13 protein-coding genes are annotated in these 13,396 nt (G+C 61.7%); 10 read left to right on the top strand and 3 right to left on the bottom strand.

Features of this window, described 5'->3' with window-relative positions:
* Positions 1 to 13 precede the first annotated feature (13 nt).
* Together AC6CWS_RS10760 and AC6CWS_RS10765 are read right to left on the bottom strand one after the other, a co-directional pair.
* Complete coding sequence (locus AC6CWS_RS10760) at positions 14 to 1,171, bottom strand: alpha/beta hydrolase family protein (protein ID WP_065883377.1); 1,158 nt, start codon at positions 1,169 to 1,171, stop codon at positions 14 to 16.
* A gap of 120 nt (positions 1,172 to 1,291) precedes the next feature.
* Positions 1,292 to 2,191, bottom strand: coding sequence for a LysR family transcriptional regulator (locus AC6CWS_RS10765; protein WP_023290720.1), 900 nt, complete (start codon positions 2,189 to 2,191; stop codon positions 1,292 to 1,294).
* Positions 2,192 to 2,376: 185 nt separating this feature from the next.
* Here AC6CWS_RS10765 and AC6CWS_RS10770 point away from each other — a divergent pair, with 185 nt between their 5' ends.
* Together AC6CWS_RS10770 and AC6CWS_RS10775 are read left to right on the top strand one after the other, a co-directional pair.
* Positions 2,377 to 3,498: an FAD-dependent oxidoreductase gene (locus AC6CWS_RS10770; RefSeq protein WP_065883379.1), complete on the top strand. Its 1,122-nt coding sequence runs from the start codon at positions 2,377 to 2,379 to the stop codon at positions 3,496 to 3,498.
* 203 nt (positions 3,499 to 3,701) lie between these two features.
* Positions 3,702 to 4,325 (top strand): hypothetical protein, encoded by a 624-nt coding sequence (locus AC6CWS_RS10775; RefSeq protein WP_065883381.1) that lies wholly within the window; start codon positions 3,702 to 3,704, stop codon positions 4,323 to 4,325.
* 193 nt (positions 4,326 to 4,518) lie between these two features.
* Here the strand turns inward: AC6CWS_RS10775 and AC6CWS_RS10780 are convergent, their stop codons facing one another.
* On the bottom strand, positions 4,519 to 5,430 hold the full coding sequence (locus tag AC6CWS_RS10780; RefSeq protein WP_002914199.1) for a LysR family transcriptional regulator: 912 nt from the start codon (positions 5,428 to 5,430) through the stop codon (positions 4,519 to 4,521).
* 115 nt (positions 5,431 to 5,545) lie between these two features.
* Here AC6CWS_RS10780 and speB point away from each other — a divergent pair, with 115 nt between their 5' ends.
* The 8 genes from speB to AC6CWS_RS10820 are packed head-to-tail and all read left to right on the top strand — an operon-like array spanning position 5,546 to position 13,330.
* Positions 5,546 to 6,496, top strand: a complete 951-nt coding sequence (gene speB, locus AC6CWS_RS10785) for an agmatinase (RefSeq protein WP_065883384.1) — start codon at positions 5,546 to 5,548, stop codon at positions 6,494 to 6,496.
* A gap of 10 nt (positions 6,497 to 6,506) precedes the next feature.
* On the top strand, positions 6,507 to 7,370 hold the full coding sequence (locus tag AC6CWS_RS10790) for a sugar phosphate isomerase/epimerase family protein (RefSeq protein ID WP_023290724.1): 864 nt from the start codon (positions 6,507 to 6,509) through the stop codon (positions 7,368 to 7,370).
* Positions 7,367 to 8,434: an isopenicillin N synthase family dioxygenase gene (locus AC6CWS_RS10795; protein ID WP_023290725.1), complete on the top strand. Its 1,068-nt coding sequence runs from the start codon at positions 7,367 to 7,369 to the stop codon at positions 8,432 to 8,434. The genes AC6CWS_RS10790 and AC6CWS_RS10795 overlap by 4 nt, the downstream gene beginning before the upstream one ends.
* A gap of 19 nt (positions 8,435 to 8,453) precedes the next feature.
* Positions 8,454 to 9,257, top strand: coding sequence for an ABC transporter substrate-binding protein (locus tag AC6CWS_RS10800; protein WP_023290726.1), 804 nt, complete (start codon positions 8,454 to 8,456; stop codon positions 9,255 to 9,257).
* 30 nt (positions 9,258 to 9,287) lie between these two features.
* Positions 9,288 to 10,808 carry an amino acid ABC transporter permease/ATP-binding protein gene (locus tag AC6CWS_RS10805; protein ID WP_080901369.1) on the top strand — a complete coding sequence of 507 codons (1,521 nt, stop codon included), beginning with the start codon at positions 9,288 to 9,290 and terminating at the stop codon, positions 10,806 to 10,808.
* A complete protein-coding gene (locus AC6CWS_RS10810) occupies positions 10,809 to 11,537 on the top strand; it encodes a class II aldolase/adducin family protein (protein ID WP_065883388.1) in 729 nt (242 codons plus the stop codon). It abuts the gene before it with no gap.
* A 5-nt stretch (positions 11,538 to 11,542) separates the two neighbouring features.
* Positions 11,543 to 12,475 carry a 2-hydroxyacid dehydrogenase gene (locus AC6CWS_RS10815; protein WP_044524446.1) on the top strand — a complete coding sequence of 311 codons (933 nt, stop codon included), beginning with the start codon at positions 11,543 to 11,545 and terminating at the stop codon, positions 12,473 to 12,475.
* A 60-nt stretch (positions 12,476 to 12,535) separates the two neighbouring features.
* A complete protein-coding gene (locus AC6CWS_RS10820) occupies positions 12,536 to 13,330 on the top strand; it encodes an SDR family NAD(P)-dependent oxidoreductase (protein WP_048335058.1) in 795 nt (264 codons plus the stop codon).
* Positions 13,331 to 13,396: the final 66 nt, after the last annotated feature.

Below are 13,396 nucleotides of genomic sequence, written 5' to 3' on the forward strand. Positions count from 1 at the left end.
TCCTTATGCGTGTTCAGGCCACCCGGCCGCCGAGGGCTTCCGCCACCCAGTCAGCGATGTAGTGCCCGGCGTTAATCGAGTTGTCGAAGCTGGAGTGCTGCACACCGCCCTCGCGGTCAGTAAAAATTTTCAGCTCGCGGCGCGGGCTGTTCACCAGCTGGTCGTAGGTGCGCTGCGCCCATTTCACCGGGATCTGCGAGTCCTTTTCACCATGGGTGACGAGGAAAGGCACCCGTATGCGGTCGAGAATGCCGTCGAGATGGACGTTCTCCGCGATGCGCATAAAAGCGTCGATATCCTCGCCCCCCCACACCCAGCGCACATGCTGCCAGTAGTGCGGTACCGGAAAATCGCCTTCGCGTTCGCGGCGGCGCTGCTGTACCTCCCGCCAGTCGTGATTGGCGCCCCACACCACGCCGCAGGCGAAGCGCGGCTCAAACGCCACCGCCCGCGGGCAGTAATAGCCGCCCAGCGAGACCCCTTCCATGCCGATACGCCCGGCATCCACCTCCGGGTGCTGTTCCAGCCAGTCAACGATCCGGCTGGCCCAGTGCTCGCTGTCATAGCGGGCCTGCATGCCGTGAAGACGCAGCGCTTCGCCGGTTCCCGGCTGGTCGACCACCAGCGAGGAGACCCCGCGCCGCGCCAGCCACTGCGGCAGCCCCACCAGATATTTCATCTCTTTAGTGGAGTCGAGACCGTTGACCTGCACCAGCAGCGGCGCGCGGCCGGTCGCCCCTTCGGCGCGGACGTAAAGCGCCGACAGGGTTTTGCCCTCGTAGGGGATAGTCACCCGCTGACAGTTGGCATGGGTATGGTGCAGCCCGGCGGCAAAGACATCGAGAAAGCGGCAGTACAGCGCATCGCGGTCCGGCGCGCCATGCGCCTGCAGGCGCTCGCAGGTCAGGTAATAGTTGGCCGCCCGAAGATATTTCTCTCCTGCCGACAGCCGCCGTCCACGCGCCTCATCTTCGCCGGCCAGCGCGCATAATTTATCGGCCATGCGGGACCAGGTTTCCCGGAACACGCGGGTGCCTTCGGCGTCGGGATGCTCGGACGCGGCCAATAGCGGCGCGCACATCTCTTCGATCTCACCGATGCGGGCGCCCATCTCGATGGAGAGATCCACCGACAGGTTCCAGACATAGTTTTTAGGGAAATAGCGAAACATAGGGTCATCCTTCAACATTCAGTCGCAATCGCTGTAGCGCAGGCACTGTCACATAAAGCACCTGCGGGCGACCAATCATGTCTCAGGATGTCAGGTATCGACGGGAGCAATACCAGTGGGTTAGCGTGCGCTGGCGACGATTTTCGCTTTCAGCCAGCCGAAGATAGGATCGTTATCCAGCGAGCGGTGCCAGCCAATAAATTCGCGCATGACCGGCAGCGTCACCGGGACCGGGAAAAGACGCAGCGGCAGCATCGCCGCGTACTGCTCCGCCAGCCGCCGGTGCAGCGTGGCGATCCGCGAGGTGCCGATCAGCAGCTGCGGAACACAGTGGTAGCTGTGGGTCACCACCTCGATACGGCGGCTCAGCCCCGACTCGGCAAACAGATTGCCCTCCAGCCCCGGCTGCCGCTCGCGGCCAAAGACCACCGACACGTGCCCCAGCTGTTGCCAGGCTTCAAGGGTCAGCGCCTCGCCGGTGTGGGGATTGTCCGCCCAGGCCAGGCAGACAAACTCTTCGTCAAACAGCGCTTCGGCGGGATGGTCGGCGGCCATAAAACGCTCCGGCGCCACGATGATATCCAGCTCGCCGCGGTTGAGCATGCCGGTGGACTGGGCGTCCGGCGAGAAAAACTCAAAGGTCATATTCGGCGCCTGCAGGTGTACCGCCTGCAGCGCATCCTTCAGCATCACGTTGATAACGTAATCCGAGGCCATAATGCGGAAATGGCGCTTGCTGGTTGCCGGCTCATCCACCGGCCGGCGGGCAATGGAGGTCTGAATTTTCATCAGCACGTCGCGGACCGGCTCCCGCAGCTCTTCCGCCAGCGGCGTGGGCCGCATCTTTCTGCCCACCTGGGTGAGCAGATCGTCCTCAAAGTAGGTGCGTAGCCGGTTGAGCACCCCGCTGGTGGCAGACTGGGTCATATGCAACCGGCCCGCGGCGCGGGTGATGTTCTGTTCATCGAGTAACACATCCAGTGCCACCAGTAAGTTCAGATCAAGATGTTGGTAACGCATGGGTCCCCCGGCGAGAAATGGCGTGCTTATCCTGTGGCTTAATTTAACTTTTCTGCAACTTTTTGTTTTCAATTTCCACGGCGATATCGTTTTTTGCGATAGCGATCATTCTTTATCGCGATTAGTCAGCGCGCCGCTGGCCTGGTTAACGTCCTCTACTCTGTACCCTGGAGAAAACAGCTACGATGAACATCAATAACGTATTAATCGTTGGCGGCGGCATCGGCGGTCTGTGCACCGCCATCGCCCTCCGCCAGGCCGGCGTCGCCGTCGACGTGGTGGAGATCCAGCCGCAGTGGCGGGTCTACGGCGTCGGTATCATTCAGCAGAACAATGTCGTGCGGGAAATGCAGCGGCTTGGGGTGCTGGAACGCTATCTGGACGCCGCCTGGCCGTTTGACAGCGTCTCAGTGCACACCCTGAGCGGCCACCAGCTGGCCAGCTTTCCCGGCCAGCGGCTGGCGGGTGAACAGTTCCCGGCCAACGTCGGCATCTCCCGCCTGGCTCTGCACAACGTCCTCTGTTCCACCGCCCGGGAGTTGGGGGTCCGACTGACCACTGGCGAGAGTATTGACGCCTTTCGTCAGGTTGACGATGCCGTGGAGGTGAGCTTCAGCCGCGGCGGCCAGGGGCGCTACGATCTGCTGGTAGGCGCCGACGGGATCTACTCCCGGGTGCGCGGCATGCTGTATGGCGAGCGCTATCGTCCCCGCTTTACCGGTCAGGGCGTTTGGCGCTACAACTTTCCGCGTCCGCCGGAGGTGGACCATCTGATGTGCTTTATGGGCGAGAGCTGCAACTGCGGGCTGGTGCCGCTGGGGGAAGATCTGATGTATCTGTTTATCACCTCCCACGAAGCGGATAACCCCCGCTACGCCCGCGACCAGCTGGCGGCGGAGATGCGCCGCCGTCTGCCGCCCGGCGCGGGGTTACTGGGGAGCCTGCGCGAGCATATCGTTAACAACGACGAGGTCGTCTATAAGCCGCTGGAGGAGCTGTTCGTCGACGATCCCTGGTATCAGGGACGTGTCGTACTGGTGGGCGACGCGGTTCACGCTACCACCCCGCATCTCGGTCAGGGGGCGGGCATGGCGATTGAGGATGCCATCGTGCTGCGCGAAGCGCTGCAGCAGACCGACAGCGTCGCAGCCGCGCTGGCGCACTTTGACGCCCGCCGCCGACCGCGCTGTCAGCAGATCTGGGCCGCCTCGCTGCAGGTGGGCGAGAGCGAGATCCACCGCGATCGCCATTTTGACCGCCAGCGGGCGATCGGCGATATGATGACCCTGACGGCGAGACCGATATAAACGCCGCCCCCTCCGCCGGCCAGGCCGGCGGAGTATTCTCTGGTTCATTCGTCGACACGACCGCCCTCTCCCCTCTTTCACCAGACGCTCACCTTTCGCCATGGAAAATATACCGGCGTGCCTCGTGATATTTGACACCCCTCCATCATGATGGCTAAGGTATATTTCAGCCCGCCTTTATCATGGATAAGGAAAATACGGAGATGAATATTATTCCGACTGAGATCTTAAAATATGCTATCGCTATTATCCCGCTGATTATTCAAATTTTTGCCGTGCGTTCTGGCTGGGTATTCCCTAAAGATAAAATATTCACCTCGCGCAAAAACATCAGTGAGTTCGCCGCTGCGCTGCATAAAAACAGCGACGACCCCGATCTGCAACGGATCGCGTACGAATATGGTATCGCCGCGCTGACCAAAGATAAAAACCTGACCATGGAACAACGAAAAATACTGTTGAAATGCAAAAATCCGGTCAGCGATATTGATAATTACAGCAAGTGCCAGCATTTAATTTCCGTCAATAATGAAAAGCGGATATTCAAATGGAAAAAGCGGGGCTATCGCTTCTGGCTCTATCGCAAATGCGTCGAAGTCATCAGTCTGGCGCTCTATTTTATTGGCGGCTTGTTAACGGCTCTGCCTTTCCTGTATGAAGGCCTCGCCAGCCCGGCGGTGATTGAGCGGATTAATCATTTATCCCGTCTGCAAAAATTCTGTATGGCAAGTTATCTGTTCGCCTGCGGGGTTTGTCTGGCGCTGATCTGCCTGCATAAACTCTCCACCCTCTCGATCGCGGAAAAAACCATCAAAGCGAATCGCTAACCCGCCCACCGCCCGGCGACCTGTCCACATCAGTGGCCCCTAACCCTGTGGATAACCTGGAGGCAGTTGCCCGGCAGCCCCAGCACAAGCGGGCTACCGGCCGCCGTTCGTTTTTTGAACAGGAAAACACCCGCGCCGGACCGCGCGCTGAGCGCGAACCCGCCACCACGGCGGAGGGATGCGCCCGCCCCGCTTAATAATTCCACTTCGGCCGCGCCACCGTGTTTTTCTTCAGCAGATCGCGGAACGCTTTCAGATAGGGTTCATTACTGCGCCCGCGCTTACAGATGGCCGAGAACGGCGACTGAAAGCCAAACTCGTTGGGCAACAGCACCCGCAGGCGGTTCTCTTTGATCCACGGCCAGGCGTAATGCTCCGGCAGATAGCCAATATATTTCCCCGAAAGAATCAGCAGCAGCTGGGCGTCGACGGTCTCAACGGTGGCGCTGCCTTTGCTGAAGCCCCGACGGCGGAGATCGCTGGTGTTCCAGTAGCTGCGGGTCACCAGCGGACACTGGCTGATCTGCTCTTTATCGAGCTGGCGGCTGAAGAACATCGGGTGCAGATCGCTGCAATAGAGCCAGTGCTGCTCGCGATACAGCGGCTCGCTGATGATGTTATGCACCTGCGAGTTGTAGCTGCCGATGGCCAGGTCGATATGGTTGTTCAGCACCCCGTTCAGTTGCTCCGCCGGGGTGCGAATAATCAGTTTGATATGCACATGGGGAAATTTGTCGCTGAAGCTGCGCAAGACCACCGGCAGCGAGAGCGCCGTTTCGGTCTCGATGGAGTCGAGCGTCGAAATGCACAGGGTGCCGCTGTGCTCCCCTTTGAGCAGGGCCGACTGCCGCTCCAGCTCATTGAGTTCGCTCAGCACGCGGATCGCCTGCTGTAAAAACTGCTGTCCTTTTTCCGTTAAGGAAAAGCCGCCGCGCCCGCGCTGACAGAGGGTGAAGCCGAGCTGCCCCTCCAGTTGCGACATCGCATTGCTGATGGCGGAGACCGAAATGCCCAGCTCCTGCTGGGCCCGGCTGTAGCTCTCCAGGCGGGCCACCGCCTCGAAAACCTGCAGCTGACGAATATTGAGGCTGGCGTCGTGATGCATCGTATTTAGTTCACCAATAAATGAACTGAGTATTTACGCCAGACGATGTAAAGTCCAGCGCGGGTTGCGCACTATCTCTCCTGTTACGTTTCATCCGTCAGATTCAGGAGCAGACATGGATAACCTCTTTCACCAACCGCAGGGTGGCAATGAGATGCCACGCTTCGCCGGCCGCGCCACGATGATGCGCCTGCCGTTTATCGAAGATTTACAGGGACTTGATGCGGCATTTGTCGGCATTCCGCTGGATATCGGCACCTCGCAGCGCTCAGGCACGCGCTACGGACCGCGCTATATTCGCGCCGAATCGGTGATGATCCGTCCGTACAATATGGCGACCGGCGCCGCGCCGTTCGACTCGCTGTCGGTAGCCGACATCGGCGATGTGCCGATCAATACCTACAGTTTGCTCAAATCGGTGCAAATTATTGAAGATTACTACACCGGTTTGAATAGTTATCCGCTGATCCCCCTCACCCTCGGCGGGGACCACACCATTACCCTGCCCATCCTGCGGGCGCTGACCAAAAAACATGGGCCGGTGGGGCTCATCCACGTCGACGCCCATACCGACACCAATGATGAGATGTTCGGTGAGAAAATCGCCCACGGCACCACCTTCCGCCGCGCCGTTGAGGAGGGATTGCTCGACCTCAAGCGGGTGGTGCAGATTGGCCAGCGCGCCCAGGGCTATGCCGCCGGGGACTTCCAGTGGGGCGTCGACCAGGGCTTTCGCCTGGTGCAGGCGGAGCAGTGCTGGCATACCTCGCTGGCACCGCTGATGGCCAAAGTCCGCCAGCAGATGGGCGACGGGCCGGTGTATCTCAGCTTTGATATCGACAGCCTCGATCCTATCTGGGCCCCGGGAACCGGGACGCCGGAAGTCGGCGGCCTGACCTCCATTCAGGCGCTGGAGATCGTCCGCGGCTGCCGCGGCCTGAACCTGATTGGCGCCGATCTGGTTGAAGTCTCGCCCCCCTATGACGTGAGCGGTAATACCTCCCAGCTGGCGGCCAACCTGCTGTACGAGATGCTCTGCGTCCTGCCCGGCGTGAAGTACGCCTGAGGAAGCCGCCATGGAGCTGAAATGCTTTCGCACCCTCTGGGGAGTGACGACCCCCTGGCCGCAAACGCTGGATGAACTGCAGCGCGTCGGCTGCTGCGGTATCGAAGCCCGCGTCCCGTTAACGGCGGAGGAGCGGCGGCAGCTCGCCGACCGCCTGCAGGCGTCGGGGCTGGAGTATATCGCCATTCTCTTCAGCGGCGGCGGGGTGCTCCCCGCTCAGCATGAAACGCCGGAGCAGCATCTGGCGCGCCTGCGGATCCGCTTCGCCGAGGCCAGCGGCCTCAACCCGCGCTTTGTCAATCTGCTGGCGGGCAACGATCGCTGGCCGCTGGCGCAGCAGGTCGATTTTCTCGGCAAGGCGCACGAGCTGGCCGCCGGGTTTGGGTTGACCTGCAGCTTTGAAACCCATCGCGCCACCTCGCTGTACAGCCCGTGGCTCACCCTGGAGATCATTCAGCAGCTCCCCCAGCTGCGCTTTACCGCCGACATCAGCCACTGGGTGGTGGTCAGCGAGCGCCTGCTGGATGACCCCTGCGATGACTTCAGCGCCTTTATCGACCGCGTGCATCACGTGCAGGCCCGGGTGGGCTACGACCAGGGGCCGCAGGTGCCGCACCCGGCGGCGCCGGAGTATCAGCCGGCGCTGGCCTTTGCCGAGCGCTTGTGGGAGCAAATCTGGCATTCGCAGCGCCGGCGCGGCTACCCGCAGACCACCCTGACGCCGGAGTTTGGCGCCGACGGCTATCTGCACCATCTGCCGTTCACCAACGTTCCGGTGGCCGACCTATGGTCGCTCAACGCCTGGATGGCCGCGCGCCAGCAGGCCCACTTTCAGCAGTTTTTAACGCTCACTGAACAGGAACCGCAGCCATGACCGCCGTGAAGCACGCTTTTACTGAACTCCCGACCATCGATATCCGCGATCTGGCCGGCGACGATCTCGCCAGGCGCCAGGCGGTGGCCGACGCCATCGGCCGCGCGGCGCGCGAGGTGGGCTTTTTCTACATCACCGGCCACGGCATCGACCCGGCGCTGATCGCCGGCGTCCGCGAGGCGGCGAAGCAGATCTTCGCTCTGCCGATGGCGGAGAAAATGAACTATTACATCGGCCGCTCCAAAAGCCATAAGGGCTACGTCCCGGAAGGAGAAGAGATCTACGGCGCCGGCAAGCCGGACCATAAAGAGGCCTTCGATATTGGCTTCCAGGCGGCGGACGACCATCCGCTGGTGCTCGCCGGTACGCCGCTGATCGGCGCCAACGAGTGGCCCGACCTGCCGGATTTCCGCGCGCGGGTGCTGGCCTACTACGACGCGGTCTTCGCCCTCGGCCACCGCCTGTTCGACGCTTTCGCCCTCGCGCTCGGTCTGCCGGAAGGGTATTTCAAACCGATGGTGACCTGCCCGCCGGCCAAGCTACGGCTCATCCATTACCCGTTCGACGCCAGCGTCGAAGATGTTCCCGGAATTGGTGCACACACCGACTATGAGTGCTTCACCCTGCTGCTCGCCGACCAGCCCGGGCTTGAAGTCCTCAATGAAGAAAGCGTGTGGATCGACGCGCCTCCCGTCACGAACGCCGCCGGAGAAGAGGCGTTCGTGATCAATATCGGCGACATGCTGGAAGTGCTCAGCGCTGGCACATTTGTTGCTACAGCCCACCGGGTGCGCAAAGTGCCGCAGGAGCGGTACTCCTTCCCGCTGTTTTTCGCCTGCGATTACCACACGCTGATCCGCCCGCTGCCGACCTTTCTCGCCGCCGGCGAAGCCAGCGAATATCAGGAGCTGAGCATCGGCGAGCATATGTGGAGCCAGGCGCTGCAAACCTATCGCTATCTGCGCGAGAAGGTCAATCGCGGCGAGCTCCAGCTGCCGGCGCGCGCGCGCGGCACCCATACCTTTGGCCATCTGAAAAAACAGGCACAGCAAAAAAAACCCTAACCACCCGTGAGGATCCATGATGACTAGCACCCTGAAAAAAATCTCGCGCCGCGTCGCGCTTACCCTCGCCGTCAGCGCCTGTTTCTCCTCTGTCACCCAGGCGGCGGAACTGCTGACCGAGGGCGTCTTTAAGGTGGGGATGGAGGTCACCTACCCGCCGTTTGAGTCCTATGACAGCAATAACAATATCGTCGGTCTCGACCCGGAGTTCGCGACGCTGATTGCCGAGCATCTGCAGGCCAAACCGCAGCTGATCGACACCAAGTTCACCAGTCTGATCCTCGGCATCGGCAAGAAATATGATGCGGTGATCTCCGGGATGTACGTGACGCCGGAGCGCCAGAAGCAGGCCGACGCCATCCCTTACGCCCTCTCCGGCGCGTCGATCATTGCCCTGAAGGGCGGCGCGGCGCAGCCGAAAACCGAAGATGAGCTGTGCGGCGTGAAGGTCGGCCTGCAGGCAGGCACCACCTGGGTGACCAGCCTGAAAAAACACTCCGATGAGTGGTGCCTGAAAAACGGCAAACCGGCCATCACTATTCAGGAGTTCCCGACGGCGCCGGAAGCCTCCCAGGCGCTGCTGTCGAAGAACATCGACGCCCAGCTTGAGATAGCCCCGGCGGCGCAGATTATCGTCGATAAGAGCCGCGGTCGCCTGGGGATAAGCTCGACGCGCCTCGTCTACCCGCTGCCGCTGGGGATCTATGTCGCCAAAGGCAACACCGAGCTGGCGGAGGCGATCAAGGCCACCCTCGCCACGCTCAAAGCCAACGGCAAATATGCCGCGCTGATCAAAAAATACAACTTAGAAAGCATCGATTAAGACAATAAGCACTGCGCAACAGGAGTCAGTATGGCGTTCGATTGGGGATACTTTTTTTCATTATTTAGCATTGGGGCATTCTGGCAGGCGTGCGTGACGGTTATCGTAATCAGCACCTTGTCCTGGGGGATCGGCCTGGTGGTCGGTTTTCTGCTAGCCTGCGCGAAGCTCTCGGCGCCGCGCTGGATCAAGATCCCCGTCGAACTCTATATCTGGTTTTTCCGCAGCGTGCCGCTGATGGTGCTGCTGGTGTTTGTCTACAACCTGCCGCAGCTGTTTCCGGTGACCCAGCCGCTGCTCGGGGTGCCGTTTATCGCCGGGCTGGTGTCGATGACCGTCACCGAAGCGGCCTATATGGCGGAGATCCACCGCGGCGGACTGTTGTCGGTGGCCAAAGGGCAAAGCGAGGCGGGCCATGCGCTGAGCTTCAGCTTTATCGGCATCCAGCGGCTGATTGTTATTCCTCAGGCGTTTCGCATCTCGTTGCCGACGCTGATCAATGAATACATCACCATCATTAAGCTGAGCTCGATTTTATCGGTGGTCTCCTTACCCGAGCTGCTGCTCACCGGCCAGCGCTTGTATGCGCAAAATTTCCTCGTGATGGAGACGCTGCTGGCGGTGGCGGTGTACTACGTCATGGTGGTTACCGTCTTCACCTGGCTGTTCCGGGCGCTGGAGAATAGCCTCGATATTCAGCGCAAGCGTCCGCAAACGCTCAGCGAGGCGGAATGCCAGGCGCTGCGCCAGAGCCTGCCGGCGATGGCGGAAGCGATCACCACCCCGGCCGTCAACGGCGCGCCGCCGGCGCTGGATCTGCGGGGCATCCGCAAATCCTGGGGCCAGCATGAAGTGCTGAAAGGCATCGACCTGCAGGTAGATAACGGGGAGGTGATCAGCATCATCGGCCCGTCCGGCTCCGGCAAAACAACCCTGATCCGCACCATCAACGCCCTCGAAAGCATTGATGGCGGGGAGATCATTCTCTACGGCGAGGACTATCTGAAAGGCGGAGCCATCGTCGATAAGCGCCAGATGCGCGCCGGGGTGCGGCGCATCGGCATGGTCTTCCAGAGCTTCAACCTGTTCCCCCACCGCACGGTGCTCGACAACGTGATGCTGGCCCCGCGCTACCATCAGCTGCTGGATCAGCCGGTCGCCCGCGAGCAGGCCCTGGCGCTGCTCGACCGCGTCGGTCTGCTGGCCCATGCCCACAAGTACCCCGGACAGCTCTCCGGCGGCCAGCAGCAGCGCGTGGCGATCGCCCGGGCGCTGGCGCTGAAGCCGGACATCATGCTGTTTGACGAACCGACCTCGGCGCTGGATCCCGAGCTGGTGGGCGAGGTGCTGAAGGTTATTCAGTCGCTGGCCCGCGAAGGTATGACCATGCTGATTGTCACCCACGAGATGGACTTCGCCCTGTCGATTTCCGACCGCGTGGTGCTGATGGAGAACGGCGTGGTGCAGGCCGACATCGCCCCGCAGGTGATCCGCAGCCCGCTGGAGGCCCCTTCTCTGCAACGAATCCGTGAATTTATGGGAGTGCACTAAATGGCAACTGAGCAACACCTGCGCCAGCAGCTGGCCGCCGCCTACCGTCTGGCGGCGCTGTTCGGCTGGGAGGATACCCTCTACACCCACTTCTCCTTGCGCCTGCCCGGCGACGGCGAGCCGCGCTTTTTAATTAATCCCTTCGGCATGATGTTTGATGAGGTCACCGCCAGCAATCTGATCGTGGTGGATATGCAGGGCAAGGTCGTAGAGGGCGAGGCGCCGGCTAACTCGGCGGGCTTCACCATCCACAGCGCGGTGCATATGGCCCGGGAAGACGCCCACTGCGTGATCCACACCCACACCCTGCCGGGGATGGCGGTGGCCGCCTGCGAGGACGGCCTGCTGCAGCTCAACCAGATCAGCACTGAGTTTTACCAGCGCGTCGGCTACCACCCCTATGAAGGGGTGGCCTTTGACCTCGACGAACGGGCGCGCATTCAGCGCTCGCTGGGGAATAATATCGCCATGATCCTGCAGAGCCACGGCCTGCTGTCGGTGGGCCGTACCGTGGCTGACGCCTTTTACATCATGTTCTACCTCAATCGTGCCTGCGAGATCCAGATGGCCGCCGCCCAGCTGGCGGCCCTCAGCCCGATCCACACCATCGCCCCGCACCTCAGCCAGCACGCCTGCGAGCAGCTGATGGGCGTGGAGCATGAACGTCAACAGGTCTGGCAGGCGTGGTTGCGCCGTCTTGACCGTCTCGATACTTCTTACAAAGACTAACGCCTATGTCCGATATCACTATCGTGGTGGATTGTAACGACGCGGATTTCGCCCGCGATATCTGCGCCGCCCTGCAGCAGTTTCCCGACGTCACCGCGCTCCTGCCCCATCACCAGGCGGCGCGCGACGCGCAGTACGCCAGCTGCTGGTTCCCTAGCCCGCAGCTGTTGACCCGCTCGCCGGGGCTGAAGCTGATCCAGGCCGCGTCCGCCGGGGTCGATCATCTGCCGCCCGCGCTGTTCGCCAGCGATATCCCGCTGTGCCGGGTGATCGATGAGGACTTTCGTCACGGCATGTTCGAATATGCCCTGTGGGGCGTGCTGTGGTTCCAGCGTTATTTTGACCGGGCGCTGGCCCACCAGCGGACCCAAACCTGGAAGCTCTATCCCCAGCGCGCCGCCGCCGACTTCCATATCGGCATTATGGGACTCGGCGAAATTGGCGGCTATATCGCCGACCAGCTGGCCCGCCTTGGCTATCGGGTCTCCGGCTGGTCGCGCAGTGAGAAGCAGCTGGCTGGCGTCACCTGCTACCGCGGCGAGGAGGCGCTCGACAGCTTCCTCGGGTCGCTTGACGGGCTGATTAACCTCCTGCCGCTCACCGCGCAGACCCGGGGTATTCTCGCCGCGCCGCTCTTCAGCCGGCTTCCCGCCGGGGCGGTGTTAATCAACTGCGGGCGTGGAGAGCATATGGTCAATGAGGATGTGCTGGCGGCGCTGGAGAGCGGCCAGCTCGCCGGAGCGGTGCTCGACGTCTTCCCGCAGGAGCCATTGCCGGCGGACGATCCGCTGTGGCGCCATCCGCAGGTGGTGATCACCCCGCATATGGCCTCTGCGGCCCCCGCCGAGGTGATCGCCCGCCAGCTGCTGGAGAACATTCAGCGCCAGCGTCGCGGGCTGCCGCTCAAAAACCTGGTCAATAAGCACGCCGGTTACTGATCCCCACCGATACCGCCGCTGCTACGCTTAATGGGAGATCCACAACCAGAAGGCAGGAACATGAAGATTGATTTATCGGGGAAAGTCGCGCTGGTCACCGCCTCCACGGCGGGTATTGGCTTTGCTATCGCCAAAGGCCTGGCGGAGAGCGGCGCAGAGATCATCCTTAACGGGCGCAGCGAGCAGAGTGTGAACGCCGCGATCGCCCGCTTGCAAAATGAGGTGCCGGGGGCGAAAGCGCGCCCCGCCGTCGCCGACCTCAGCGGCGCTGACGGCGCGGCACAGCTGCTGCAGGCCGTGACCGGCGTCGATATTCTGGTCAATAACGCCGGGATCTACGGCCCGCAGGATTTTTACGCCACCGATGACGCGACCTGGGAAAACTACTGGCAGACCAACGTCATGTCCGGCGTGCGCCTGTCGCGAGGGCTGCTGCCGGCGATGGTCAGTAAAGGCTGGGGGCGGGTGGTGTTTATCTCCTCGGAATCGGCGCGCAATATCCCGGCGGACATGATCCACTATGGCGTCACCAAGACCGCCCAGCTGTCGCTGGCCCGCGGCCTGGCGAAATATGTCGCCGGCAGCGGAGTGACCGTTAACAGCGTGCTGCCGGGGCCGACGATTTCCGACGGCTTTGCCGAAATGCTGAAAGACGAAGTGGCGAAAACCGGCCAGTCGCTGGAGGAACTGGCGAAAGCGTTTGTCATGACCCATCGTCCGAGTTCGGTGATCCAGCGGGCGGCCTCGGTGGAAGAGGTCGCCAATATGGTGGTTTACGTCTGCTCGCCGCAGGCGTCGGCCACCTCCGGCGCCGCGCTGCGCGTTGACGGCGGCGTGGTGGATGATATTCTCTGACGTCCTCTCATTCAGGGGAGTCCCCCTCCCCTGTCGTCTTTCCCGGCGCTAAAAAGCGCAAAACGT

The organism is Klebsiella sp. M041, from assembly GCF_059759695.1.